We start from the raw sequence: 24,533 nt of genomic DNA, 5'->3' as shown, positions 1-24,533 counted from the left end.
GCCCCGCCGCGCCGGCGTGTCGGGGGCTACGCCCGGGCGGCGAGGAAGGCCCGCACGCGGTCGAGCACCTGGGCAGCGGCCGCCTCGACGTGGTCGGCCAGGCTGCGGTCGGTGAACAGGTGCCGGTCCCCCGGGTAGAGGAACAGCTCCGCGTCACCGATCGCCGCGGCGAGCTCGCGCGCCTCGGCGACGTCCCCCCACTCATCGGCTTCCATGACGTGGAACTGCACCGGCACACCCTCGGGCCACTCGTCGGCGAACTCCCCGAGGGGGACGGCGGCGTGCATCAGGACCGCACCGGCCGCGCCCGGGCGGGTCTGCGCCAGCAGCTGCGCCGGCATGACGCCGAGGCTGAACCCCGCGTAGACCAGCCGCTCGGGCAGCTCCGCCACGGCCGCCCGGCCGCGCTCCAGCACGGCGCCGAAGCCGAGCTCCCGGGCGTGCGCGACGCCGTCCTCCAGCGTGGCGAAAGTGCGCCCGTCGTAGAGGTCGGGTGTGTGGACGACGTGCCCGTCGGCCCGCAGGTCGTCGGCGAACGCGCGGACCCCTGCGGTCAACCCCTGCGCGTGGTGGAACAGCACCAGCTCGGCCATGGCGGCACGCTAGCCGGGAGCGCCGACCCTCGGGTCGGGGAACGACCGGTCACCGAAGAGGACGCGGGCCGCCGCGGCCCTGCCCAGCGGCGTCCGGAGCAGCCCGAAGGCCGCCGCCGCCATGGCCGGCGTCCGCACCTGCGCCAGTCCCCGGCGCAGGAGCAGCCGGCCGCGGAAGCGGGCGCGCAGCGTGGCGCCGTCGTAGTCGCGCAGCACCTCGGGATCCCCCGCGCGCAGCGCCCGGTCCAGGACGTCGACGGCGTGCTCGGACAGCCGCAGGCACGGGTCCAGTCCGCCGGCGGTGAGCGGCGAGACCGCTCCCGCCGCGTCGCCGACCAGGAGCCCCTCCGCGCTGCTGATCGGCGCAGCAGCCCACCGACCGGGATCGGGCCGCCCCGTCGTTCGACGTCGGCCGGCCGGCCGCCGTCGGCGAGACCGGGCGCGACGGAGGCGAACCGGTCCAGCGCGCGGCGCAGCCCGTGGGGGAAGCGGTCGCCGTAGCCGGCGACGCCGACGTGGGCGTGCCGGCCGTCGTTCACGACCCAGGCGAGGTAGCCGGGCGCCAGCGAGGGGTCGAGGACGCAGTGGAACGTCGGTGGTCCGTCGACGCCGGGGACGTCGAACACCTCCTCCGCGCCGACCAGCAGGTGGTCGTTGCGGTCGAGCCCCAGGTCGCGGGCGACCCGCGACCGCGCTCCGTCGGCGCCGACGACGAAGCGCGCCCGCACCTCCGCCGGGCCACCGCGACCGGCGAGCAGGGAGCGGCCGGACCGCCGGCCGACGTACCGCGTGCCCAGGGCGAGCCGCACGCCGGCGGCCTCGGCGCTCGCGGCAGCCGCCCGGTACAGGCCCGCCATGTCCCCCACCCGGAACTCGTCGCGCCCGCTGACCAGCTCGAGCGGACGCCGCAGGTCCGGTGGGTAGAGCAGCACCCGGCGGATGGGCGGGCCGAGGTGCTCCGCGGGGAGCGGGAAGTCGTCGAGGGTCTTCTGCACGAAGATGCCGGTGGTGCGGATCGCACCGGCGAGCTCGGTGCGCCGGTCGGCCAGCAGGACGTCGTGGCCGCGCCGGGCGAGCGAGGTGGCGGTGTGCAGGCCGGCCAGCCCGGCGCCGACCACGAGGACGTCGACGGGCTCGGGTCGCGTCACCGGTGCGCGTCGTCCCGCACCAGGCGCAGGCCGCCGAGGACGACCGCCGCGGTCGCCCAGGTGACCAGGACGGTGACCGAGGAGCCGCGGGTCATGCCCTGCGCCTCCCCGAGGAGCAGGAACGCGGCACCCGACCCGGGCAGCCACTGCGCCGCCGTCGTCGTCCAGTCGTAGCCGAACTGCGGCAGGAAGAGCGGGAGGACGAGCATCAGGAGGAAGACCGAGACGAGCACGCCGGCCGTGGAGCGCAGCAGGAAGCCGAGCCCGGTGGCGAGCGCGGCACCCGCCGCGACGACGAGGCCGAGGGTGCCGAGGGTGTCCAGGCCGGCGTCGAGCGGCAGCGTGAGCCCGGGGCCGACCACCGTGCGGGCCGCCAGGGCGGAGACGACGCCGAGCAGCACCCCGGCGAGGGTGGCCGCGGCGACCACGACGGCGGTGCGGGCGAGCAGGAGGACCGCGCGGCGGGGGGTCCACTGCAGCGCGGGGACGATCCCGCCCGTGGCGTAGTCGGCGATGACCGCGAGGGCGGCCAGCCCGAGGAGGGCGAACTGCGCCGGCATCGCGGTGAAGGTCGAGACCATCCAGGCCGGCTCACCCCGCAGACCCCCGGGGTCCGACGCCGCTTCACCTCCCAGCACCGCGCCCAGCCCCACCATGGCGATCGCCGCCGCGAGCAGGAACCACCAGGTCGACCGGACCGTCCACAACCGGGTCCACTCGGCGGCGCAGGTGCGCCCGAGCACGCGGGTGACCGACACGTCGTGCGCCGCACCCCGTGCCGTGGTCGCGCTCACCGTGCGGCCCCGGCTGCTGCCGGCTCGGCGCTGCGGTCGGTGAACTCGACGCTGCCGCCGGTCAGGGCGAGGTAGGCCTCCTCCAGTGACCGGGCCTCCTCGGAGAGGTGGTGCAGCGGGATGCGGGCGTCGTTGGCGGCCTCGCCGACCTGCCCGGCGGTCGCCTCCTCGACGACCAGCTCCTCGGCGCCCGTGCGCTCGGCCGTCATGCCGCCGTCCCGGAGCCGGGTGACCAGCTCGTCGGCGCGCGGGCTGCGGACCCGCACCCGGCCGCGCCCGAGGCCGCGGAGGATCTCCTGCGTCGTCGTGTCGGCGATCAGGCGACCGCGGCCGATCACGACCAGCCGGTCGGCGACCTGCTGCATCTCGCTGAGGAGGTGGCTGGAGACGAGCACGGTGCGGCCCTCGTCGGCCAGCCGCCGCAGCAGCGCGCGGATCCAGCGGACGCCGTCGAGGTCCAGGCCGTTGACCGGCTCGTCGAAGAGCACCACGCGGGGGTCGCCGAGCAGCGCCGCCGCGATGCCCAGCCGCTGCCGCATGCCGAGGGAGTAGCCGCGGATCCGGCGGCGGGCGGCGCCGTCGAGGCCCACCTGCTCGATGACCTCGTCCACGCGGCGACCCGGGATCCCGTTGGCGCGCGCCGCCACGCGCAGGTGCTGCCGTCCCGTGCGGCCGGGGTGTGCGGCCCCGGGGTCGAGGAGCGCGCCGACCTCGCGCAGCGGTTCGCGGAGGGCGGCGAAGGGGCGCCCGTTCACCAGCGCCAGGCCGGCGGTCGGGCGGTCGAGGCCGAGGACCACCCGCATGGTCGTGGACTTGCCGGCGCCGTTGGGTCCGAGGAACCCGGTGACTGTGCCCGGTTCGACGGTGAAGCTGAGGTCGTCGACGGCGAGCACGTCGCCGTAGCGGCGGGTGAGCCCGCGGACCTCGATCACCGGCCGGCTCCCTGAGCGGGTTCCGGCACGGCGTGCTCGTCCTCGACCCACTCCAGCAGGTCACCGGGCTGGCACTCGAGCACCCGGCACATGGCCTCCAGCGTGCTGAACCGGACGGCCTTGGCGCGCCCGTTCTTCAGGACGGCGACGTTGGCCGGGGTGAGGCCGATCCGCTCGGCGAACTCGCCGACGCTCATCTTCCGGCGGGCCAGCTCGACGTCGATGCGCACGACGATCGGCATCAGATGACCGCCTCCATGTCGGCCCGCAGGTTCGTGGCCTGCCGCAGCAGCGCCCGCATGACCACGACCAGCAGGCCCAGGACCGCGCCGACGAGCAGCAGGAGGAGCAGCAGCGCCGGCAGCACCGGGTCGTCGCTGACCTCGTCGACGATGAAGTAGTAGGCGCAGACGAAGGTGGCCAGGAGCATCGTCCACCCGACCGCGACGGCCCGGACGATCCCGTCCACCCACGGCAGCGCACCCGGGCTGAAGATCTTGTCCTGCGTGACCAGCGTGAGCAGCTTCCCGGTGCAGACGACGACGACCTGCACGCAGGCCAGCGCCACGACGGCGGCCACCAGCATGATCACGCGCATGGCCGACTGCTCGAGCGAGGGCTCGCCGATCTCCGGCAGCAGCTCGGGGACCACCCACAGCTGCGCGGCGAGCAGGGCCGCGAGGACGACCGCGAGCAGGATCCGGAGCGGGAGCACCACGTGCCGCAGATGGGTCATGCGATCGACTCTCGCCGCTTATCTATCGAAAGTCAGTAGAAACGCGCGGGCGCTCCGGCGGGGTCATCACGTCGTGGGTCAGGCGGCGCTGCCTCGGAGGACGGCGGGCGCGCGGGCCAGGCGTAGCGTCGGCGTTCCGGCCCCTCCTCGTTCGCTGCCTCCTTGCTGCGCCGGGACCGACGCACCGCTATCCCGCCGCGCCGCGGTGGAGTCAGGCCGCTTCCGCCATGACCTCCTCCATGCTCCACGCCCCGACCACGACCTCCGTCGAGAGACGAGCGCCCGAGCAGGCGCCGGCACCCGGCGCCGCGTGCGGCGCATGCCCGCACCCTCGGGCGGACCACGACGCGATCGCCGCGCGGTTCTGCTCGGCGACCGTCGACGGCGCCATCGCCCGTGGGTGCGCCTGCCGGACCTGACCGGCCGGCGGTCGCCACCCGTCCGTCGGGCACGGGGCGAACACACCGGCGCGGAGACGCACGGTGTGATCGCACGACAGCGGGCCCGTGGACCTGCTGTCGTGCGAACGAGCAGCTCTCGCACGGCTTCGGTCGGTCCGCGTGCCCGCGCAACCGGCCGAAGCAACCGGCGTCAGGAGGCGGGGAGCACCGTGATGGTGAAGGTCCTGCGTGCCGTGGCGCCGGTGTTGTCCTTGACCTGGACGGTGAACGAATAGGTCCCGGCGTCCGACGGGGTGCCGGTGACCCTGGCCTCAGGCCGGTTCTCCAAGGTGTTGCCGGAGAAGCGGGTGCCGTCGGGCACCTCGCCGGAGACCAGCTTGAACTTGAAGGTCGAGGGACCGGGCGGGTCGCTGCACACTATGGAGGCGAGGTAGGCCTCACCCACGACCGCGTCGGGCAGTCGGGACGGGGTGAGGAAGGTCAGCGCCTCCGCCTGCTGCACCGTTGCCGAGACGCTGTTCGCCGCCGAGACGTTCCCGGCGCCGTCGAAGGCCGCCACGGTGTAGGTGTAGGTCCCGGCGGCGAGGCCCGAGTCGACGTAGCTCATGTCCAGGGTCGTGCTGAGGACCGTGCCGTCGCGGGTGAGCCGGTAGCCGGTGACCGCGGTGTCGTCGGTGCTGAGGCCCCAGCCGACGCTGACGGTGGTGCCGACGACGGTGGCGGTGAAGTTGGGCGGGACGGTGGGAGCGGTGGTGTCCGTCTCCGGAGGCGGCTGCACCGTCACCGAGGCGCTGTTCGACTCCGCCGAGACGTTGCCGGCGCCGTCGACCGCGGCCACCGTGTAGGTCCAGGTGCCGACGGTGCGGTTCGTGTCGTCGTAGAAGGGGTTGAGCACGGTCGTGACCACCTCGCCGTTGCGGGTGACCCGGTAGCCGGTGACGCCCACGTCGTCGGCGCTGGCGGTCCACCTGAGCGAGGCCATCGTGCCGCTGAGGGTGGCCGTGAGGTCGGCCGGGACGGTGGGAGCGGTGGTGTCCGTCGCCGGCGGCGGCTGCACCGTCACCGAGGCGCTGCCGGACTCCGCGGAGACGTTGCCGGCGCCGTCGACGGCGGCCACCGTGTAGCTGTAGGCGCCGGCGGCAAGACCCGCGTCGGCGAAGGTCGTGCCGCTCACCGTGCCCGGCAGCACGCTGCCGTTACGGCTCACGCGGTACCCGGTGACGCCCACGTCGTCCGTGGCGGCGGTCCAGCTGAGGTCCGCGGTGCTGCCGGTCAGGGTGGCGGTCAGGCCGGTCGGCGCGGTGGGAGCGGTGGTGTCGCCGGCCGGCGGGGGCGGCTGCTCGGTCGTGGTGCAGCCGGACAGCCTCGCCGATGTGACGGTCGCCGTCCCGTCCGCGAGGTCGACGGTGCAGTCGGACGGCGGCACATAGCCGGAGCGTTCGATCCGGAACTCTCCGTCGCTGTCGCTGCGGCCCATGACCACTCCGTCGACCACGATGTCGCGGCCCGCGATCGCCGTCCCCTCCAGGCGCAGGTCAGAACCGCTGACCTCCGCGCGGCTGACCGCCACCGCGGCGTGCGCCGGCAGTGCCATCAGGAGGCTCAGCGGGACGGCGACGGTCACCACGAGCACCGCACCGCTCACGCGTCGCCCCCACCGACCCGGACGAGCACCGGTCCCCACTGCGGAATTCATCGAACTCACGACAGGCCTCCGATCAGCGACGGACGACCAGTCGGTGCCGTCCGAGGCGCAGAGTTGCACCGCACAGGCGTCCCCGGCTATTGGACTGAAGTCCTACGACCGCTCCTCGAGGCCGCCGTGGCGCGGGGAACCGTCGACGACCAGATGCCGCAGCCGTCCAGCGCAGCATCGCCCCCCGACACGGTCCACGCGGGGGCCGACGCGCGGAGGGGCGCGGACGCGGGAGTGGCCGGCACGGTGCAGCGCCGCTGGTGCCCCGATGGCGATCGGGGCACCCGCCTTCGAGCGCACTGCCGCCCCAGCCGACGACCACACTCGCCCGCTGCTGCCGCCGGTGCCGCCACCCAGGCCGACCCGACGGGAGCCCCTGGTGGTCAGCGAGGTGGGCCCCGTGGGGATCGAACCCACAACCCGCGGATTAAAAGTCCGCTGCTCTGCCAGTTGAGCTAGAGGCCCTGCGGGAGCGCGCGACCGACGGCCTGCGCCATCCGGCGGAAGGCTACCGCCGGAGGCGGCGCCGGCCCTCTCGTCCCGGGCGGCGGAGGGCCGATCGGGGCCGCTGGGTCGGCCCGCGCAGCGGTCCCGGCAGGTGCGGCCATAACCTTGAGAGGCCGCACCCACGAGGCGCGGTGAGATACCTCATACGCCCGCGATCGCATGCAGCGGCCCAATCAGGCCGACGATCGTGGAGGAGGCGCTGCGGCGCCGGGCCGAGCACACAGCCAGAGAGGCAGACGTGACTTCCGAGCGCAGCGTTCCCGACAGCGCGAACCCCGATGTCGTACTCGTCGGCGGCGGCATCATGAGCGCCACGCTGGCGCAGCTGCTGCACCTGGTCGCCCCCGAGTGGAGCGTCGCGGTCTTCGAGTCGGGCAGCGCCGTCGCCGGTGAGAGCTCCGGCCCCTGGAACAACGCGGGCACCGGGCACGCGGCCCTCTGCGAGCTGAACTACACGCCCGCGGGCCCCGACGGGCAGGTCGACCCCAGCAAGGCGATCACGATCAACGAGCAGTTCCAGGTCTCGCGCCAGTTCTGGTCGCACCTGGTCCGCGCCGGCATGACGGGGTCGCCCAAGGACTTCATCTCCCCGGTCCCCCATCTGAGCTTCGTCACGGGGGAGCAGGGGCGCACCTACATGCGCAACCGGTTCGCCGCCCTCAGCGCCCAGCCGCTGTTCGAGGGCATGGAGTACACCGAGAGCCAGGCCGAGATGGCGGGGTGGCTGCCGCTGATGATGGAGGGCCGCGACCCGGAGCAGATCGTCGCGGCCACCCGCTCGGTCGCGGGCACCGACGTCAACTTCGGCGCCCTCACCCGCCTCATGCTCGACGACGCCGCCACCCGCGGCGTGAACGTGCACCTCAACCAGCGCGTGGACGAGCTGGAGAAGGAGAGCGACGGCCGCTGGAAGGTCACCGTCCGCGATACCCGCTCCGGTGACCGCGTCACGATGCGCACCCGCTTCGTCTTCGTCGGCGCCGGAGGCGGCGCGCTCCCCCTGCTGCAGAAGGCCGCCATCCCGGAGATCCGCGGCTTCGGCGGCTTCCCGGTCAGCGGCATGTTCCTGCGCTCCCGCTCCCCCGAGCTGGTCAGCCGCCACCAGGCCAAGGTCTACGGCCAGGCCGCCGTCGGCGCCCCGCCGATGTCCGTGCCGCACCTGGATCTGCGGCTGATCGACGGCGAGTACTCGCTGCTGTTCGGGCCCTACGCGGGCTTCTCGCCCAGGTTCCTCAAGGCCGGCTCGATGTTCGACCTGCCCAAGAGCGTCAAGCCCAACAACCTGGGTTCCATGCTCGGTGTGGCCCGCAAGGAACTGGCGCTGACCAAGTACCTGATCGGCGAGCTCGTGCAGTCCCGCTCGGCCCGGCACCGCACGCTGCAGGCCTTCGTCCCCACCGCCGAGAAGCGCGACTGGGACATGGTGACCGCGGGCCAGCGGGTGCAGGTCATCAAGCAGGACCCGAACAGCGGCAAGGGCGTCCTGCAGTTCGGCACCGAGCTCATCGTCGGCGGGGACGGCAGCATCGCGGGCCTGCTCGGCGCCTCGCCCGGTGCCTCCACCGCCGTCTCGGCGATGCTGACGCTGATCGAGCGCTGCTTCCCGCAGCGCCTGGACGCCTGGCGGCCGCGGCTGCAGGAGGCCATCCCGTCCTACGGCCGGCCGCTCAACGACGAGCCGGCGCTGCTCGCCGAGATCCGCGCCGAGACGACGCAGACGCTGGAGCTCAACGGCTGATCCGGCACGACCCCACGCCCGGGTGACCGGTCCCCCACGGGACGGGTCGCCCGGGCGTCGTCGTCAGATCACGTCCAGCACCAGGAGCAGCACGAGGGTCAGCAGCGCCGACAGCAGCAGCGAGCCGAGGCAGCCCAGACGGCTGGAGAAGAGGAAGAACACCGCCTCTGGGTGCCCCCGGACCCCCTCGGCCCACACCTCATGTGCAACGCGTCACCCCCGCAGGGCTTCCACCACCCGTTCAGGGGATCGCCGGGACCGCGACGACTACGTACCGTCATCGACGTTCCGGTCGGGAGCGCAGCACCGCGCCCCGTCCGCCGCATCGTCCGCCCCCGCGCCCCGGCGCCGGGCGGGACCGACCCCGGCCCGGCTGACCCGTTCCCCCCGGGGCGGCCGGGCCGGCTCCTTCCCCCCTCAGCCCCGCCGGCACACCTGCCGGACGAGATCGGCGAGCGCCGACCGCAGGTCGTCGTCGACGGGCAGGCCGACCACGACCTCGTCCTCGTCACCGAGCCGCACGCCCGCGGGGAAGAGGTAGGGCTGCTTCACCTCCGCCAGGACGTGCGAATCGCAGGTGGCCACGGTGACGGTGACGGCGCCGTCCGCCACCTCCGCGCCCGCGGGGAGCTCCAGGGGCAGCTCCGCCGCGACGTCGAACTGGACGTTGCCCCCCACCCGGCCGACGACGACCTCCCCGTCGGCCCCCCGACGGGTCAGGCTCAGCCGGCCCGTGAGCCGGTCGGGACCCGGCTGCAGCCCGCCCACCCGCAGCTCGACCGCCTCGGCCACCGCGCGAGCCCGGCACTGCTGCTCGTGCACGCGGGCGAGGTCGTCACCGGTCAGTGGCACCCGCACCTCCTCCACCGAGCCGCCCGGCCGGAGCAGCGTCAGGCGGGCGGCCGACGTGCCGCTGCCCGGCGGGCACACCGCCTCGCCGTAGGGAGTCGGCAGGTCGACGACCCGGCCGGGCGCGAACTCGGCGGACACCGCGGACGGCGGGAGCGGCGCGAAGCCGGGTGCGTCCAGCGCCACGCCGGTCACCGTGTACGGCGCGCCTCCGGTGTGGGTGACCCGCACCTGGATCCGCCCGCCGACGGCCTCGTCGGTGCGCAGGAGCACCGCCTCGGCGGCCACGCCGGGCACCTCGGGCTCCGCGGCGACCGCGGACGACGACGGCGCCGGGTCCGCCCGCGGCGCGACCGGCTCGGCGCCGCAGCCGGCCAGGACGAGCGCCGTGCCGAGCGCGATTGCCCGAGCGATGGCCGTCCGCCCCATGGCGCCGCAGCCTAGGGCGGCTCCGGCGTCAGCGGTGGCGGCCCGGCACCCGGGCCTTCACCCGCCCAGCGTCCATCCGCACCTCGAGCTTCTCCTGCGGGTTGGCCGCCGGCCCGCGGCGCGGCTCGCCGTTGTCGAGGTCGAACGCGGAGCCGTGCCACGGGCAGACCAGGCACTCGCTGCCGCGCACCGTCTCGACCGTGCCCTCGTCCAACGGGCCGGACAGGTGCGAGCAGGCCCCGACGAAGACGTCGACCCGGGCGCCGCGGCGGACCACGGCCAGCGGCACCGACATGCTGCCGCCCTTGCCGGTGCGCATCGTCGGCCGGCCCTCCGGCAGGTCGTCCAGCGGGCCGAGGTCGACCCAGTCGGTGGTCAGCGCGCGGACGGCGGTCGCCGCGTGCGACGCCCCCGAGGACTGCGCGTAGGACATGTGCCCGCCGATCGCCGCCGAGCTCCCGGCCAGGCCCAGGCCCGCGTACGCCAGCACGCGGCCCAGCCCACCCCTCCCCCGCGCCCGGGCGACCAGGGACCCGCCGTAGAGCCCCAGCGCGGCGGTGTTCATCACCGCGTGCAGCGCGCCGAGCCGGCGCACACCCGAGCCCTGCTCCGACCAGTCGGCCGCCCCGGACATGGCGGCCGGGACGGCGGCGGCCATCCCGGTGCCGATCAGCACCGTGGCGGCGGGCCGCAGGGGCGGCACGGCGTCCAGCAGGCCGGCCGAGACCCAGCTGCCCACCGGGACCTGCACCAGCACCGGGTGCAGCGGGTGCCCCAGCCAGGTGCCGTGCAGGACGTCCTTGACCGCGCTCGGCATGCCCTGGACGGCGCGCCGCGCGGGCTCGATGGCCTTGTCGAACGACGACACGTCCGCGATGCGGTCCAGGAACCCCATGAGACTCATGGCGGCCCCCTACCCGCGTCACCCCGCCCCGACGCACGGGACGACCACGACTGCGCGGCGGAACACCCAGGTGACCGTGAGCAAGGACACGGGTGGATCCCAGGTGGGCGAGGCATGTTCGCACGTGACAGGGGTTCTCCTGGAGAGAATCCTTGCACCACTGACCCGCTCCACCAGAGGAAGCCCCGTGACCTGCGCGTCCCTGCTCCGCCGCGGCCAGGCCGCCGACACCGTCGGCGACCTCCCCGACGCGGCGCAGCCCCGGACGACCACGGCTCCCTCCCGCCTGACCGCGTGCCTGCGCGGTGACGCGATCCCCGCCCAGTTCCTGCGCTTCGTGCTCGTCGGCGGGGCCAGCACCGTGGTCTACGCGCTGCTGTTCGTCGCCGGGCACGGCTGGGGCTACCTCACGTCCCACCTGGTGGCGACGGCGGCCTCCACGGTGCTCGCCAACGAGCTGCACCGCCGGCTGACCTTCCACGCCGACGAGCGGGTGCACTGGTTCACCGCCCAGTGGGAGGCCGGTGGCGTCACCGTCCTGGGACTGCTGGCCACCAGCACCGCCCTGGGTCTGCTCGACGCCCTCACCGGAGACAACCAGCCGATCCTGCAGATCGCCACGGTCGTCGGCGTCACCGCGTTCATCGGTCTCCTGCGGTTCATCGCGCTGCGCTGGATCTTCCGCCCGGTGCCCGCGCGGGCCTGACACGCACCGCACGTCCGGAGACGCCGTCGGGAGATCGCTAGCCTGGGCCTGGTGAGCGAGCCCACCGCGTCGACGTCCCCGTGGCCGGGTCGTGCCCGGGTGGCCGCGCTCTGGTCCGCGCGCGTGGGGCTCGCGCTCATCGGCGCCCTCGTCGCCGTCCTGCTGTTCGCCCGGGTCTCCGCGCCGATCGGGCCGTTCGACGCCACGCTGGCCTTCCGCCCCGCCTCCGGGGGGGCCGAGGTCTCCGTCCCCCCGCTGGGCTCCCTCGCCGTCGACGCCTACGACGGCCCGCTGCGGCTGGACATCTCGCTGCAGTCCGTGGACCAGGCCCGCGCCCAGGCGCTGGCCACCGACCCGGTCCGGCTGGCCGGCGTCGTGGACCAGGTGACGGAGGACCTGCAGTCGGCCGTCGTCCGGCTGGTCTGGGTGACCGTGCTGGTGGCGCTGGCCGGAGCGGCGCTCACCTCCTGGGCGGTGCTGCGCCGGCGCCGGGAACCCCTGATCGCCGTGGGGCTGAGCGCGGCGCTGCTGGCCGGCACGGGCGCCCTGGGCGCGGCGACCTGGCGACCGGAGGCGCTGTCCCAGCCGACCTACACCGGGCTGCTGGTCAACGCCAACAGCCTCATCGGCAGCGCGCAGGACATCGTCGCTCGCTTCGACGCCTACCGCGCGTCGCTGGAGGACCTCGTCGCCAACGTCGGGACGCTCTACGCGACGCTCTCCGCGCTGCCCACCCCGAGCGGCACCGGCGACTCCGTGGTCCTCCTGCACGTCTCGGACATCCACCTCAACCCCTCCGGCTTCGACCTGGTGCGCCAGGTGGCGGAGAAGTTCGACGTCGACGGCATCCTCGACACCGGCGACATCACCGACTGGGGCAGCGAGCCGGAGAACCGGCTGATCACCTCGGTCGGCGACCTCGGCGTCCCGTACGTCTACATCCGCGGCAACCACGACTCGGCGACCACCGCCGGCATCCTCGCCGCGCAGCCGAACGTCACCGTCCTCGACGACTCCGACGTGACCGTCGCCGGGGTCCGCATCGTCGGCGCCCCCGATCCGCGCTTCACCCCCGACAAGACCACCGGCGGCGACGACGCGGGCGCCGACGTCCTCGAGGAGTCCGGCGAGGAGCTGGCGGACTTCACCCGGGCGCTGGGCGACGAGCCGGCCATCGCGATGGTCCACGACCCCAAGCAGGCGCCGCCGCTGGACGGCCTCGTGCCGCTGGTCCTCGCCGGGCACACGCACGACCGGGTGGTCGAGCAGCTCTCCGAGGAGACCCTCCTGATGGTGCAGGGCTCGACCGGCGGCGCCGGCCTGCGCGCCCTGGAGGGCGAGTACCCGGAGCCCCTCACCTGCACCGTGCTCTACCTCGACCCGGCGACCGGCGCCCTGCAGGCCTACGACGACATCACGCTCGGCGGGCTGGGCGCCACCGAGGTCACGGTGCAGCGCACCATCGTGGCGGCCGTTCCCCCCGCGGAGGGCGCACCCCTCCCGACGGAGCAGTTCACACCCCCGATCGGTGGCCTGGAGCCCCCCGCCGGCCGGGTCGGGCCACCGGTGGTCCCGGCATCCCCACCGGGATGATCCCCCGGCCCTACGCTCGGGTCATGACCTCGACGACCCGCGCCACCAGGCTCGCCGGAGGCCTGCTCGCCGGCGGCCTCTCCCTCGCCGCCCTCACCGGCTGCAGCTTCTCCTCCCAGAACGTCTCGTGCAGTGGGGGCACGTGCACGGTGACCCTCTCCGGCGCGGGCGCGGAGGCCGAGATCCTGGGCACCACGGTCTCGGTCGGCAGCGTGCAGGACGGCCGGGCCTTGCTGAGCGTCGGCGGCACCAGCGTGTCCTGCGCCGAGGGCGAGAGCGTCGCCGCCGGCCCCCTGGAGCTCGCGTGCTCCAGCGTCACCGAGGACGCGGTGGAGCTGCGCGCCTCCGTCGGCTGAGCCCCACCCGCCCGGACGGCCGGCGGACCGGCTCAGCCGGCGTGCGCCACCTCGACGACGACACGCGTCGGGGAGTCGAGCAGGTGCACCCGGAACGGTGCGCGCCCCTGCGTGCCGGCGAACGCCGTCGTGACGCCCTCGTAGGTCGCCGCGAAGGCCACCTCGGTCACCGCCGCCGTGCCGGCACCGGCCACGGGCCCGGCAGGGGCGAACTCCTCGACCCCGGTGTCGTACGGGTAGCCGGCACCGGTGATCTGGATCTGCAGGACGGCATCGCCGGCGAGCTCGATCTCCTGCCCGCGGCCCGGCTCGGTCGCCTGGTCGACGTACCGGACGTCCCAGCCCGGCGTGCCGGTGCCGCCCACCTCGAGGACCACCCGGTCGTAGCCGTCGTGCGCCCCCACCCGCACGTCGCGCACGGTGACGCGCGCGTCGCCGGAGGGCTCGGCGATCGCCGGCCCGGCCGCGGCGTCGAACGAGGGCACGGCCTGCTCGGACGGTGCCGGCTCGACCTCGGCCTCGCTCGTCGGCGCGCTCGCGGACGACGTGCTGGGAGTGGCGGCAGCCGAGGACGACGCCTCCCCCACCTCGCCGGTGCCGGCGCAGCCGGAGAGGGCGACGAGCGAGGTCACGACGGCGGGGAGGACCAGGTGAGGGCGGAGGCGCACACGACACAGCCTCGCACCCGGAACCCCCCGCGCAGAGGAGGCGCGAGGGGCATGTATTGTTCTCGCTGCCCCCGGCGACAACGAGCCCCCATCGTCTAGCGGTCCAGGACGCCGCCCTTTCAAGGCGGTAGCACGGGTTCGAACCCCGTTGGGGGCACGCACGATCAGCACCACCAGCAAGGCCCTGTAGCGCAGTTGGTTAGCGCGCCGCCCTGTCACGGCGGAGGTCGCGGGTTCGAGTCCCGTCAGGGTCGCTCTCCGGTGAGATCACCGGAAGGGGCAGGTAGCTCAGTCGGTACGAGCGCTCGCCTGAAAAGCGAGAGGTCGGCGGTTCGACCCCGCCCCTGCCCACACTCACTCCCCGCACGGGCCCGGCAGCTGCCGGGCCCGTCGTCGTTCAGGCCCAGCTGCGGTCGGCGACCACCTGCGCGTAGACCTCGCCGTGGACCTCGCGCACGGCGGTGCGCTGGTCCTCCCGCCAGCCGCGGTCGGCAGGCCGCGGCATCGGCCGGGTCAGCGCCGCACCGATCGCGGCGGCGAGCGAGACCGGGTCCAGCCCGGTGCGCTCGTCGTTGGCGTAGGGCACGACGTCCGACCACTGGTCGGCGAACCACCCGCAGCTCGGCGCCACCACCCGGGTGCCGACGTCACGGCAGACCTCGACGTCCGGCGAGTGCGTGCCGCACCGCTCGGGCAGCACCGCCACGTGCAGCTGCTGGAGCTGGGCCGGCCACTCCTCCTCGCCGTACCGGACGATCTCCAGCTCGCCCTCGTCGGCGAGCGCGACGATCCCGGGGTCCAGCGCCGGGGCGACGGCGGCGTCGACGAGGACCCGCAGCCGACCGCCGCCCGACAGCGCGCCGGAGAGGGCCGCGCGGACCATCCCCACCGGATCGGGCAGCGCGCTGGACGCCGGGCCGACCCGTACGCCGACCAGCCCCCGCTCCGCACCGAGCTCCGGGTCCGGGACGGCGAGGGAGGGGTGGGCGACCACGATCGCGGTGCGCCCGTAGCGCTCGGCGATCTCGTCGGCGGCCCCGGGCGTGAGGGTCAGCACCACCTCGGCCGTGGCGAGCACCGCCGCGAGCTGGGCGAGGTGCGAGACGGGCGAGGGCTGCTCCGCGTCCCGCAGCTCGTGGACGGTGACGACCAGGGGGATGCCGAGCCGCTGCAGCTCCTCGGCCCACGGCTCGAGCTCCGCGTCCCGCAGGTGGCCGCGGCCGACGTGCAGGTGCACCACGTCGAACTCGCCGGCGTGGGCGGCCACGTGCGCGCGGTCCAGCCACGGGCTCGGCTCGCCCACCCCGCCGATGCGGACGACGCCGGTGGGGAGCACGGCGTCCACGTAGGGATCGGCGTGCGGGAGGGAGACCACCCGGATGCCCACCCCCGGCATCGGGGGCAGCCCCGGGACGGGGGGTTCTGCGTACGTCACGCGGCGGCGCTTCTCCTCGTGCGGTCGCGTCTCCGACAGCACCACGGTGCCGCTCGACGTCCTCGACGCCCGCCGACGTCCTTGCAGCCGGGCCGGTCCTGCCTACCCCACGGGTCCGACGATCAACCTGTGATCAACTCCATCGGGTGACCCGGCGTGCCCGGCGAGTCATGGGCCCGGGCGGCCGAGCCGGCGCGCGGTGGCGTACGCCGGCTCCCGGAAACGCGCGAGCGGGCCGTCCGCCCGCAGGCCCGGCGGCGGGTTCCGCACCGCGTCGAAGCGCAGCCGCGTGTCCAGCGGCTCCTGAGCACCGGTGGCCCGCACCGTCGCGAAGGGACGCCAGTCCTCCCACCCGTGAGCGGCCGCGAGCGTGAAGACGACGTCGCCCGCGGCCGCCGCCGCGGCGACCGACGCGGGTTCCGACGGCAGGGACCGCACGGCGGGCAGGGCGGCCAGCCGCACCGGCCCGGCGGGTGACCGGTAGGCCATGATCGAGCCGTAGGTCGTCGCGGCGTCCGCCCGCAGCACGGGCACCCGCCGGGTCAGGGGGCCGCGACCGGTGGCCGAGAGCAGCAGGTCCACCGGGGGGCCATCGGGGGCGGTCACCCGGATCGCCAGTCCCAGGACGTCGGGCAGCGGAGCCGGCAGCCCCGCGCCGCGCGACATCCGGAGGAGCACCTCGTCGCTGCCGGTGTCGTCGAGCCACGGCACGCCGAACGCCGGGCTCGCCCCCCGCCGCTCCAGGACCCCGGAGAGCAGGGCGCCGCGGGGGTGCATCGGCCGGCCGCCGCGCCAGCGCGCCACGGCACCGACCGGCCACGCCACCAGCTGTCCCGCAGCCGCCACCAGATCCGGCACGACACCCTCCACCTCGACCGACGGCGGCAGCACTACCCGCCCGTGGGCGGCGGTCATGCGCCCGCGCCCGGTTCCCGCGGCAGGGCGTCGCCCGGCCCGGCGGAAGGTGCTGAGGCGGGTGGGGCGCTCCGGGGGAACCGTGGGTGAACTCTGCGGAACGGCGGACCCATCTTCGGATACTTCTGCCTGGTGACAGCACCCGCTCAGGCGCCTACGTTGAGTACATGCTCTCGACGCTCCTGGTCATCGGCGGTGTGCTGGTCGGTCTCCTCGTGCTGCTGGCCGTGATCGTGAGCCTGAGCGCCCGTCCGGCCACCACCAGCCGCGGTCCGCGCACGCCGGACTGGGCGGCCGACGCCGGGCGCCCGCACCCCGACGCGTGGGCGGCCCCGACCATCACCACCAGCGAGATGCCGGCCATCCGCTGACCCACGAGCCCGGGTCCCGGCGGCTGCGTCCACGCGCCGCCGGGACCCGCGTGCGTTCCGGGGACGGCGGGCCGCCTCGGCGCCGGACGGTGTCAGCCGGTCGTCAGCTCCGCGGCTCGCTCCCCCACCAGCACCGCGGTGGCAGCCGGGCCGCGGACGGGTACCCACGGCAGCACCGAGGTGTCGGCCACCCGCAGCCCGTCGACGCCCCGCACCCCCAGCCGCTGGTCGACCACGGCTCCCGGATCGCCGTCCGGGCCCATGCGGGCGGTGCCGGACAGGTGGACGGCGGTGGTCAGCCGGGCGCTGATCCAGTCGTCCAGCGCGGCGTCGTCGGCCGGCACCGGGCCGGGCTCGCCGAGCTCGGCCAGCGCGCGGGTGCGCAGCAGCTCCCCGGCCAGCCGTACGCCCTCCCGCATGCGACGCCGGTCGTCCTCCTCCGCCAGGTGCCCGTACCGCACGACCGGCGGCTCCGCCGGATCGGCGGCGAGGACCAGCCGGCCGCGGCCGACCGTCCGCTGGAGCGCGACCCCCACCTCCACCACCTCACCTTCCGGTGCGGCCCGGCCGGTCATCACCTGGGCGAACGGCGCCAGCCAGGGCAGCACCTCGAGGTCGCCCGGGATCTCCGCCGTCGTCGACGTGGCGTGCAGGACGCCGTGCAGCGGTGACCGGCCCAGCGGGGCGGTGACGCCCGGGACGGGCCGGAAGGGGAGGTAGACCAGCGGGTGGTCCGAGCAGTCGCGGCCCACGCCGGGCGCCTCGACCCGCACGTCGAGGCCCGCGGCGCGCAGCTCGTCCGGTGGGCCGATGCCGGAGAGCAGCAGCAGGTGGGCCGAGCCGACCGCACCCGCCGCGAGCACCACCTCGTCGGCGTGGACGTCGCCGGCCGTGGTGCGGACCCCCGTCGCGCGGCCGTGCACCACCAGCACCCGCAGCACCCGCACCCCGCCGCGCACGACGAGCCCGCGGTCGCCGCGCCGCGGCGCGAGGTAGGCCAGCGCCGTGCTGACCCGCACGCCGTCGACCACGTTCCGCGGGAGCGGGCCGTAACCGGGGGGGCCTCCGCCGTTCTTGTCGGGCTCGGCGGGCAGGCCGAGCTCCTCCGCGGCAGCGGCGAACGCCTCCGCCAGAGGCGGTCCACCGGTGGGCCGGGTGACCGGGACGGGCCCGTCCGCACCGTGGCCGGCGCGGTCGCCGTAGTCCCGGTCGCTCTCCAGCCGGCACAGCGCGGGGAGCAGCCGCTCCCAGGCCCACAGGTCGTTGCCCGCGGCGGCCCAGCCGGCGGCGTCGGCCGGGGTCGGGCGCAGGAAGTAGCCGGCGTTGACGGCGCTGGAGCCGCCGGCCGCCCGGCCGCGGGGCACCCGCACCGCGCGCCCGCCGGGGAGCAGCCCCGGCAGGTCCCAGTTGGCCGGGTGGCCGCTCACCGCGGCGCGCAGCGTCTGGCCGTCGCGCAGGTCGGCCGGGACGTCCGCGGGGTCGGGGTGGTGCGCCCCGGCCTCGAGCAGCAGCACCCGCCGGCCGGCGTCGGCGAGCCGGGCGGCCAGCGGGCACCCCGCCGTCCCCGCGCCGACCACGACGACGTCCCAGCGCTCAGCCACCGGTGAGGCCCAGCGCCTCCGGCAGGTCCAGCCGGCGCACCTTGCCGGTCGAGGTGCGCGGCAGCTCGGCCAGCGGGTGCAACGACTTCGGCCGCTTGGCGGGGGCCAGCCGCTCCCGCGCCCAGGCGGCCAGCTCCGCGGCCGCGGCGTCCCCGACGTAGGCGGCGACCACCCGCTGCCCCCAGTCGGGGTCGGGGAGCCCGAAGACGGCGCTCTCCACCACGCCGGGATGGGCGTCGAGGACCGCCTCCACCTCTGCCGGGTAGACGTTCACGCCGCCGGAGATGACCAGGTCCTCCCGGCGGCCGTCCAGCCAGACCGTCCCGTCCGCGTCGACCCGGCCGAGATCGCCCACGGTGACGCGGTCCCCGCGCCAGGCCGCCGCCGTCTTCTCCGGGGCGCGCCAGTACTCGAAGCGTGCCCAGGGGGGCACCGCGCACCACAGCTGGCCGCGCTCGTCGGTCTCCAGCCGCCGCCCGGGCCGGGCCCGGCCGACGCTGCCCGGGTGGGCCAGCCAGTCCTCGGGCGAGCAGACGGTGAACTGCGCCTCGGTGGAGCCGTAGAACTCCCACACGCTCCCGGCGGGCAGCGCCGCGAGGACGGCGTGCTTGAGCGGCTCGGGGCAGGGGGCGCCGGCGTGCACCAGCCGGCGGACGGAGGACCAGTCGACGTCGTCCCGGGTCAGCAGCCGCTGCAGGTGGGTCGGCACGCAGAACGTCGTCGTCGGCCGGAGCGTGGCGAGCACCCGCGCCACGCGGTCGGCGTCGAAGGGGCCCGGCAGGACCACCTCGCCGCCGGCGAGCAGGGTGTGGACGGCGAACCGCAGCGGGGCGCTGTGGTGCAGCGGGGAGAGGACCACGTGGCGGTCCCCCGGCCCGAACTCCCACAGGTCGATCTCCTCGCCGGCCAGCGCGCGGGCGTCGTCCCCGGCGAGGACGCCGGACCACACGCCCTTGCGGCGGCCGGTCGTGCCGGAGGTGTAGTGCATGGGCCGGGCCAGGGGCACCGGGGCGAGCGCCGCCTCCGCCTCCCCCAGCAGCCGCTCCGGCTCGGCCCCGGCGTCCAGCGCCGGATCGGCGTCCTCGGCCAGGGCTGCGCGCTCAGCGGCCGGGAGCGCGGGGTCCAGCACCACCGGGACGACGCCGGTGCGCAGGGCCCCGAGCACGACGGCGAGGAGCGCGGGCGAGGCCGCCGCCGACACCAGCACCCGGTCCCCCTCGCGGACCCCGGCCGCGGCGAGCGCCGCCGCCGCGCGCCGCTGGTCCCGCTCGCTCGCGGACGCGCTCACGACGGGGACGTCGCGGCTCCCGGTCACGCCGGCCGCACCCCGTCCTCGCCCACGAGCTCCACCCGGCCGTCGGCGGCGAGCTTGTCCAGCGTGGCCCGCGTCGACTGCGCTGCGGCCGGCCAGACCGCTCGGGGGACCTCGGCGTAGATCAGGGCGACCAGCTCGCCCACGCTCCGCGCCCCGGCGGCGAGCGCGTCGAGCAGCTGCTGCTCGCGGTGGGCCCGGTGGGCGAGGTAGTACTCCAGCACCGCGCCCGGATCGGTGGTCAGCTCCGGGCCGTGGCCGCAGTAGAGCGCGCTGGGGCCCAGGTCGTGCACCCGCCGCAGCGACTCCAGGTAGGCCACGACGTCGCCCTCCGGGTGGGTGACCACGGAGGTGCCCCGCCCGAGCACGTGGTCGCCCACCAGGACCGCGCCTGACTCCAGGCGGAACGCGAGGTGGTCGGCGGTGTGACCGGGGGTGCCGACGACGTCGACCGCCGTCCCCGCCAGCGCGAGCCGCTCGCCCGGGGCCAGCAGCCGTCCGGCCGGCCCGGCGACGTCCCGCGTCGCGGCGGCCACGGGGGCATCCATCCGGGCACCCCAGGGCAGCGCCGCCTCGGCGTGGTCCCCGTGGTGGTGGGTGACCAGCACGGCCACGCAGCGGGCGTCCCGCGCGGCCAGCGCCGCCTCGACCGCGGCCAGGTGGGCGGGGTCGTCGGGCCCCGGGTCGACCAGGACCGCCTGCCCGCTGCCCGGCGCCCCCACCACGTAGGTGTTGGTGCCGTCCAGGGTCATCGGCGAGGGGTTGGGCGCCAGCACCCGGGTGACCAGCGGCTCCAGCTCGGCGGTGCGCGGCAGGGCTCCGGGAGCGGGGAGCCCCCACGAGGCGCGGGGGTCGGTCGGGGCGGCCACGTCGGGCACGCTAGCCGCGCGGCCCCCGCCGCGCGCAGGCGGCCGCTAGCCTCGGTCCATGCGCCGCACCCTGCTCCGGTCCGCACTCCTGCCCGCCGCGACCGCCCTCGTCCTGCTCACCGGTTGCGGGGGCTCCGACGGCGAGGACAGCACCCCGTCGGGCGCGACCTCCGCCGCCGAGGAGACGTCTGCCGCCGAGACCTCCGCACCCGAGACCTCGGCCCCCGGGAGCGGCGACGCCGCGAACAGCGAGTTCTGCACGGAGGCGACCGACATCGTGGAGCGGCTCACCGGCAGCGCCACGGCCGGGAACCCCGCCGACCTGCCCCAGACCTTCCGGGACGCGGCGCAGGAGATCCGCGCCCTCGAGGCGCCCGAGGAGCTCGCCGCGGACTGGAACGCGCTGGCCGACGGCGTCGATCAGATCGCGACGACCCTGCAGGACATCGACCCCGCCGACCCGAACGCGCTGGCCACCCTCCAGGAGCGGCTCGCCCCGCTGCAGCAGCAGCTGGGCCAGTCCTCCTCGAACGTGGAGCAGTACCTGGTCGAGGAGTGCGGGCTGGGCCTGCCCACCGAGGAGAGCGCCCCGACCAGCTGAGCGAACCCTCAGCCGCCGCAGCCGCCGACGAAGACGCCGCGGGCGTTGAGCCACGGCACGGGGTCCACGTGCCCGCCGTGCATCCGCCCGCCGGGGTGGACCTCGAAGTGCAGGTGCGGGCCGGTGGACTGCCCGCGGTTGCCCACCTCGGCGATCCGCTCACCGGCCGACACCCGCTCCCCGGCGGACACGAAGTACCGGTTGACGTGGCCGTAGACGGTGACCGCGCCGTCGTCGCCCTCGATGTAGACGGCGTAGCCGAAGCCGGTGGCGGTGCCGGCGCGCCGGACGACGCCGCTGGTGACGGCGTACACCGGCGTCCCGATCGGGGCGGCGATGTCCACGCCCCCGTGCAGGGCGCCCCAGCGCCAGCCGTAGCAGCTGGAGACCCGGCCCGACGTGGGATTGACGTAGCCGGATCCGCTGACCGCGCCGCCGCCACCGCCGCCGCTGCTGTCGCCACCGCTGCTGCCGCCACCACCGGCGTTCGCCCGGTTCCGGGCCTCCTCCGCCGCGGCCTCGGCCTCGCGGGCGGCGCGCTCGGCCGCCTCCCTGGCCGCGGCCTCCTCGGCCGCCTTCTGCGCGGCCCACTGCTCGTAGGCGTTGCGCGCGCCCTGCAGCTCGAGGAGGTGGATCTGGGCCGCCTGCAGCTGCTGCTCGTACTCCGCCTTCTGCGCCTCGACCTGCGCGTACGCCGCCTGCTGGGTGGCCAGCTGGGCGTCGGCCGCCAGCTTGGCCGCCGCCGCGCTGTCCTCCGCGGCGGCGCGCTGATCGCGGGTGGCCCGCGCCGTCGACTCGGCGTTGGCCTGCCGCACCCGCGCGATCTCGAACTGGCCCAGGACGTCGAGCTGGTTGGCGGCGACGTAGTCGAGCATCGCGGCGCGCTGGATGAGCTCGCCGGGCCCCTCGGAGTCCAGCAGGGCTGCCGAGCTGGTCAGGCTCCCGCCGTTCATGTAGCTGTCGCGGGAGAAGGCCGCGATCCGCTTCTCCGCCGCGACGACCGCCTCGTCGGCGGCCCGCAGCTCGGCGGCCGCGCGCTCCGCGGCCTCCTGGGCCAGCTGCAGCTCCTCCACCGCCGCCTCGTAGGCGGTGCCGGCGGCCTCGGCGAGGACGCCGACGCGCTCGAGCTCGGCCTCGGCGGTGGCCACGAGGGCACGGATCCGGCCCACCTCCGCGGCGGCCGCGTCCTGCTGGCTCCGCGCCGCACCGATCTGGCCGTCGGTGGGGTTGGGCGGAGGCGCCGGCACGGCCAGCGCGGGCGGGGCACCGAACACCAGCGCGGCCCCGGCGACGGCCCCGATCAGGGCCGTGCGCAGCGGGCGGGGAGAGCGGCCCGCGACGGGGCGGCGACGGCCGGCCCGCGGAGTCGCCGGTCCGGTCGGACGGCGCTGGGACATGTGCTCGCTCCCTGGGGAAGAGGGTGGGCGGTGTGGCCCGCGAACGGTCCCACTGTCACCGGGAGTCACAAAGGCAACACGCGGAGGCGGTGCCGCGCCCATCTCAGAACGCTCGGTGACCGTCCTGCGGCGATCGGCATGTCGACACGCCCCGCCCGCCGACCGCCTCGCGTCAGCCGGGCGGGCGCTCCAGCTCGTGCGACAGCGCCTCCAGCTCCGCGCCACCGGCCATCAGCCGGGTCAGCTCCTCACGGCTGATGTCGGCCTTGGCGAACTCCCCCATGCTGCGCCCCCGGTTGAGCACCAGGAAGCGGTCGCCGACCGGGTGGGCGTGGTGCGGGTTGTGCGTGATCAGCACGACGCCGACGCCCCGGTCACGGGCCTGGGCGACGTAGCGCAGGACGACCCCCGCCTGCTTGACCCCCAGCGCCGAGGTCGGCTCGTCCAGGATGAGCACCCGCGCCCCGAAGTGCACCGCCCGCGCGATCGCCACGGACTGCCGCTCCCCACCGGAGAGCGTGCCCACCGGCTGGTCGGGGTCGCGGATGTCGATCCCCATCGCCGCGAGCTCCCGCCGGGTGGTCTCCTTGGCCTGCCCCACGTCGAAGCGGCGGAAGGGGCCCCACCCGCGGGTGGGCTCGGCGCCCAGGAAGAAGTTCCGCCAGATCGACATGAGCGGGATCATCGCGAGGTCCTGGTAGACGGTGGCGATGCCCGCGTCGAGCGCCTCCCGGGGCGAGCCGAAGGCCACGGGCCGGCCGTCGAGCAGGACCGCGCCGCGGTCGGCCCGGTGCACCCCCGAGAGAACCTTGATCAGGGTCGACTTCCCGGCGCCGTTGTCGCCCAGGACGCAGGTGACCTCGCCGGCGCGCACGGTGGCGTCGATCCCCTCGAGCGCGATGACCGAGCCGTAGTCCTTGCCGACGTCGCGCAGCTCGAGCAGCGGCGGGGTGCGGGCCGGGGCAGTCATCGTCGCGCCGCCTCGGCGTAGCGCCGCACCAGGCGGTTGGCCAGCACGGCGAGGAGCAGCATCGCCCCGAGGAAGAAGTAGAACCAGTCGGCGTCCCAGCGCAGGTACGGGATGCCCAGCAGCGTCATCCCGAAGATCAGCGCACCGAGGGCGGCGCCGACCGCCGAGCCGAACCCGCCGGTGAGCAGGCACCCGCCGATGACCGCCGCCACGATGAAGATGAGCTCCTGCCCGATGCCGGTGTTCGCCTGCACCGACGTCAGGCGCACCGCGAGCGTCGTCCCGACGAACCACGCCGCGCCCGCCGTCGTCATGAACAGCGTGATCGTGGTGCGGCGGGCGGGCACGCCGACGTTGCGGGCGGCCACCTCGTCACCGCCGGTGGCGAACACCCAGTTGCCGAAGCGGGTGCGCAGCAGCACCCAGCTGGCCAGCGCCGTGAACAGCAGCCACCAGAGGACCGCCACCCGCACCTCGGCACCGAGGATCTGCACGCGCGAGGCGAAGACCCACTCGGCGCCGGCGTACCCCGGCGCGTCGTCGACACCCCCGACGGTGACCGTGTCGGTGAAGAGCTTGGTCAGCCCCAGGTTCAGCCCCTGCAGCATCAGGAACGTGCCGAGCGTGATGATGAAGCTCGGCAGCCCGGTGCGGGTGACCAGCCACCCGTTGGCGAAGCCGATCGCCAGGGCCAGCACGAGCGCGACGCCGATGGCGACCCAGATGTTCTGGCCGAACTCGGTGGCGACGATGCCCACCGTGAGCGCCGTCGTCCCCGTCATCACCCCGGCGGAGAGGTCGAAGTGCCCGCCGATCATGAGCAGCGCGACCGCCACCGCCATGATCCCCAGCGTCGAGGCCGGGTCCAGCCAGTTGGCGATCCCCCGCGGCGAGCGGAAAGTCTCGGACTGGACGGCGAAGAAGGTGAAGACGACGACGGCGCCGACCAGCGCGCCGAGCTCCGGCTTCACCAGCAGCCGGCGCAGCGGCCCGGGCACGCTCAGCCGCTCGT

Annotated in this window: 25 protein-coding genes and 4 tRNA genes; 10 read left to right on the top strand and 19 right to left on the bottom strand. The window is 75.6% G+C overall.

Annotation, left to right across the window (positions count from 1 at the left end):
- Positions 1-26: 26 nt before the first annotated feature.
- The 6 genes from ACI79P_RS11150 to ACI79P_RS11125 are packed head-to-tail and all read right to left on the bottom strand — an operon-like array spanning position 27 to position 4,203.
- A complete protein-coding gene (locus ACI79P_RS11150) occupies positions 27-593 on the bottom strand; it encodes a dienelactone hydrolase family protein (protein WP_456581112.1) in 567 nt (188 codons plus the stop codon).
- On the bottom strand, positions 554-1,741 hold the full coding sequence (locus ACI79P_RS11145) for an NAD(P)/FAD-dependent oxidoreductase (protein WP_456581111.1): 1,188 nt from the start codon (positions 1,739-1,741) through the stop codon (positions 554-556). The genes ACI79P_RS11150 and ACI79P_RS11145 overlap by 40 nt, the downstream gene beginning before the upstream one ends.
- Positions 1,738-2,535, bottom strand: coding sequence for a hypothetical protein (locus ACI79P_RS11140; protein WP_456581110.1), 798 nt, complete (start codon positions 2,533-2,535; stop codon positions 1,738-1,740). Before ACI79P_RS11140 ends, ACI79P_RS11145 begins: the two co-directional genes overlap by 4 nt.
- A complete protein-coding gene (locus ACI79P_RS11135; protein WP_456581109.1) occupies positions 2,532-3,467 on the bottom strand; it encodes an ABC transporter ATP-binding protein in 936 nt (311 codons plus the stop codon). The genes ACI79P_RS11140 and ACI79P_RS11135 overlap by 4 nt, the downstream gene beginning before the upstream one ends.
- The gene (locus ACI79P_RS11130) at positions 3,464-3,709 is read right to left on the bottom strand and encodes a helix-turn-helix domain-containing protein (RefSeq protein WP_456581108.1); all 246 of its coding nucleotides are present in this window, start codon (positions 3,707-3,709) and stop codon (positions 3,464-3,466) included. The genes ACI79P_RS11135 and ACI79P_RS11130 overlap by 4 nt, the downstream gene beginning before the upstream one ends.
- On the bottom strand, positions 3,709-4,203 hold the full coding sequence (locus ACI79P_RS11125; protein ID WP_456581107.1) for a DUF2975 domain-containing protein: 495 nt from the start codon (positions 4,201-4,203) through the stop codon (positions 3,709-3,711). Before ACI79P_RS11125 ends, ACI79P_RS11130 begins: the two co-directional genes overlap by 1 nt.
- Positions 4,204-4,430: 227 nt before the next feature.
- Between ACI79P_RS11125 and ACI79P_RS11120 the strand changes: the two genes are divergently transcribed.
- The gene (locus ACI79P_RS11120; protein WP_456581106.1) at positions 4,431-4,622 is read left to right on the top strand and encodes an RGCVC family protein; all 192 of its coding nucleotides are present in this window, start codon (positions 4,431-4,433) and stop codon (positions 4,620-4,622) included.
- Between the two features lie 172 nt (positions 4,623-4,794).
- Here ACI79P_RS11120 and ACI79P_RS11115 read toward each other — a convergent pair whose 3' ends face one another.
- The gene (locus ACI79P_RS11115) at positions 4,795-6,249 is read right to left on the bottom strand and encodes a putative Ig domain-containing protein (RefSeq protein WP_456581105.1); all 1,455 of its coding nucleotides are present in this window, start codon (positions 6,247-6,249) and stop codon (positions 4,795-4,797) included.
- 443 nt (positions 6,250-6,692) lie between these two features.
- Positions 6,693-6,765 (bottom strand) — tRNA-Lys (locus ACI79P_RS11110).
- 280 nt (positions 6,766-7,045) lie between these two features.
- Here ACI79P_RS11110 and ACI79P_RS11105 point away from each other — a divergent pair.
- Positions 7,046-8,545, top strand: coding sequence for a malate:quinone oxidoreductase (locus ACI79P_RS11105; RefSeq protein WP_456581104.1), 1,500 nt, complete (start codon positions 7,046-7,048; stop codon positions 8,543-8,545).
- A 417-nt stretch (positions 8,546-8,962) separates the two neighbouring features.
- On the opposite strand, the gene ACI79P_RS11100 is transcribed toward ACI79P_RS11105, so the two are convergent.
- Positions 8,963-9,823, bottom strand: coding sequence for a hypothetical protein (locus tag ACI79P_RS11100; RefSeq protein WP_456581103.1), 861 nt, complete (start codon positions 9,821-9,823; stop codon positions 8,963-8,965).
- A gap of 28 nt (positions 9,824-9,851) precedes the next feature.
- A complete protein-coding gene (locus ACI79P_RS11095; RefSeq protein WP_456581102.1) occupies positions 9,852-10,727 on the bottom strand; it encodes a Rieske 2Fe-2S domain-containing protein in 876 nt (291 codons plus the stop codon).
- A gap of 187 nt (positions 10,728-10,914) precedes the next feature.
- Here ACI79P_RS11095 and ACI79P_RS11090 point away from each other — a divergent pair, with 187 nt between their 5' ends.
- The 3 genes from ACI79P_RS11090 to ACI79P_RS11080 are packed head-to-tail and all read left to right on the top strand — an operon-like array spanning position 10,915 to position 13,382.
- Positions 10,915-11,433, top strand: coding sequence for a GtrA family protein (locus ACI79P_RS11090; RefSeq protein WP_456581101.1), 519 nt, complete (start codon positions 10,915-10,917; stop codon positions 11,431-11,433).
- Between the two features lie 51 nt (positions 11,434-11,484).
- Positions 11,485-13,026 carry a metallophosphoesterase family protein gene (locus ACI79P_RS11085; RefSeq protein WP_456581100.1) on the top strand — a complete coding sequence of 514 codons (1,542 nt, stop codon included), beginning with the start codon at positions 11,485-11,487 and terminating at the stop codon, positions 13,024-13,026.
- Between the two features lie 23 nt (positions 13,027-13,049).
- Positions 13,050-13,382, top strand: coding sequence for a hypothetical protein (locus ACI79P_RS11080; protein ID WP_456581099.1), 333 nt, complete (start codon positions 13,050-13,052; stop codon positions 13,380-13,382).
- 32 nt (positions 13,383-13,414) lie between these two features.
- Here ACI79P_RS11080 and ACI79P_RS11075 read toward each other — a convergent pair whose 3' ends face one another.
- Positions 13,415-14,050: an AMIN-like domain-containing (lipo)protein gene (locus ACI79P_RS11075; protein WP_456581098.1), complete on the bottom strand. Its 636-nt coding sequence runs from the start codon at positions 14,048-14,050 to the stop codon at positions 13,415-13,417.
- A gap of 84 nt (positions 14,051-14,134) precedes the next feature.
- Here ACI79P_RS11075 and ACI79P_RS11070 point away from each other — a divergent pair.
- The 3 genes from ACI79P_RS11070 (at position 14,135) to ACI79P_RS11060 (ending at position 14,401) form a co-directional block, all read left to right on the top strand.
- Positions 14,135-14,207, top strand: a tRNA-Glu gene (locus ACI79P_RS11070).
- A 23-nt stretch (positions 14,208-14,230) separates the two neighbouring features.
- A tRNA-Asp gene (locus ACI79P_RS11065) sits at positions 14,231-14,304 on the top strand.
- Positions 14,305-14,327: 23 nt separating this feature from the next.
- Positions 14,328-14,401: transfer RNA gene (locus ACI79P_RS11060), tRNA-Phe, on the top strand.
- Positions 14,402-14,447: 46 nt separating this feature from the next.
- On the opposite strand, the gene ACI79P_RS11055 is transcribed toward ACI79P_RS11060, so the two are convergent.
- Together ACI79P_RS11055 and ACI79P_RS11050 are read right to left on the bottom strand one after the other, a co-directional pair.
- Positions 14,448-15,485, bottom strand: coding sequence for a glycosyltransferase (locus ACI79P_RS11055; RefSeq protein ID WP_456581097.1), 1,038 nt, complete (start codon positions 15,483-15,485; stop codon positions 14,448-14,450).
- Between the two features lie 168 nt (positions 15,486-15,653).
- Positions 15,654-16,400: a phosphodiesterase gene (locus ACI79P_RS11050; protein WP_456581096.1), complete on the bottom strand. Its 747-nt coding sequence runs from the start codon at positions 16,398-16,400 to the stop codon at positions 15,654-15,656.
- 167 nt (positions 16,401-16,567) lie between these two features.
- Here ACI79P_RS11050 and ACI79P_RS11045 point away from each other — a divergent pair, with 167 nt between their 5' ends.
- The gene (locus tag ACI79P_RS11045; protein ID WP_456581095.1) at positions 16,568-16,771 is read left to right on the top strand and encodes a hypothetical protein; all 204 of its coding nucleotides are present in this window, start codon (positions 16,568-16,570) and stop codon (positions 16,769-16,771) included.
- Between the two features lie 92 nt (positions 16,772-16,863).
- On the opposite strand, the gene mftG is transcribed toward ACI79P_RS11045, so the two are convergent.
- Genes mftG through ACI79P_RS11030 form a run of 3 tightly spaced genes read right to left on the bottom strand, consistent with a single transcriptional unit; the run spans position 16,864 to position 20,553 of the window.
- The gene (gene mftG / locus ACI79P_RS11040; protein WP_456581094.1) at positions 16,864-18,372 is read right to left on the bottom strand and encodes a mycofactocin dehydrogenase MftG; all 1,509 of its coding nucleotides are present in this window, start codon (positions 18,370-18,372) and stop codon (positions 16,864-16,866) included.
- A complete protein-coding gene (locus tag ACI79P_RS11035; protein ID WP_456581093.1) occupies positions 18,365-19,687 on the bottom strand; it encodes a class I adenylate-forming enzyme family protein in 1,323 nt (440 codons plus the stop codon). Before ACI79P_RS11035 ends, mftG begins: the two co-directional genes overlap by 8 nt.
- Positions 19,684-20,553 (bottom strand): MBL fold metallo-hydrolase, encoded by an 870-nt coding sequence (locus ACI79P_RS11030; RefSeq protein ID WP_456581092.1) that lies wholly within the window; start codon positions 20,551-20,553, stop codon positions 19,684-19,686. The genes ACI79P_RS11035 and ACI79P_RS11030 overlap by 4 nt, the downstream gene beginning before the upstream one ends.
- 58 nt (positions 20,554-20,611) lie before the next feature.
- On the opposite strand from ACI79P_RS11030, the gene ACI79P_RS11025 reads away from it, so the two are divergent.
- Positions 20,612-21,154 carry a hypothetical protein gene (locus tag ACI79P_RS11025; RefSeq protein ID WP_456581091.1) on the top strand — a complete coding sequence of 181 codons (543 nt, stop codon included), beginning with the start codon at positions 20,612-20,614 and terminating at the stop codon, positions 21,152-21,154.
- A gap of 8 nt (positions 21,155-21,162) precedes the next feature.
- On the opposite strand, the gene ACI79P_RS11020 is transcribed toward ACI79P_RS11025, so the two are convergent.
- The 3 genes from ACI79P_RS11020 to ACI79P_RS11010 form a co-directional block, all read right to left on the bottom strand.
- Positions 21,163-22,551 carry a M23 family metallopeptidase gene (locus ACI79P_RS11020; protein ID WP_456581090.1) on the bottom strand — a complete coding sequence of 463 codons (1,389 nt, stop codon included), beginning with the start codon at positions 22,549-22,551 and terminating at the stop codon, positions 21,163-21,165.
- Between the two features lie 172 nt (positions 22,552-22,723).
- Positions 22,724-23,521 carry an ATP-binding cassette domain-containing protein gene (locus ACI79P_RS11015; RefSeq protein WP_456581089.1) on the bottom strand — a complete coding sequence of 266 codons (798 nt, stop codon included), beginning with the start codon at positions 23,519-23,521 and terminating at the stop codon, positions 22,724-22,726.
- A complete protein-coding gene (locus tag ACI79P_RS11010) occupies positions 23,518-24,519 on the bottom strand; it encodes an ABC transporter permease (RefSeq protein ID WP_456581088.1) in 1,002 nt (333 codons plus the stop codon). Before ACI79P_RS11010 ends, ACI79P_RS11015 begins: the two co-directional genes overlap by 4 nt.
- Positions 24,520-24,533 lie beyond the last annotated feature (14 nt).

This window comes from Blastococcus sp. SYSU DS0510 (assembly GCF_054050835.1).
The sequence above is the reverse complement of the archived record's forward strand: the minus strand, read 5'-3'. Positions and strand labels throughout refer to the sequence as shown.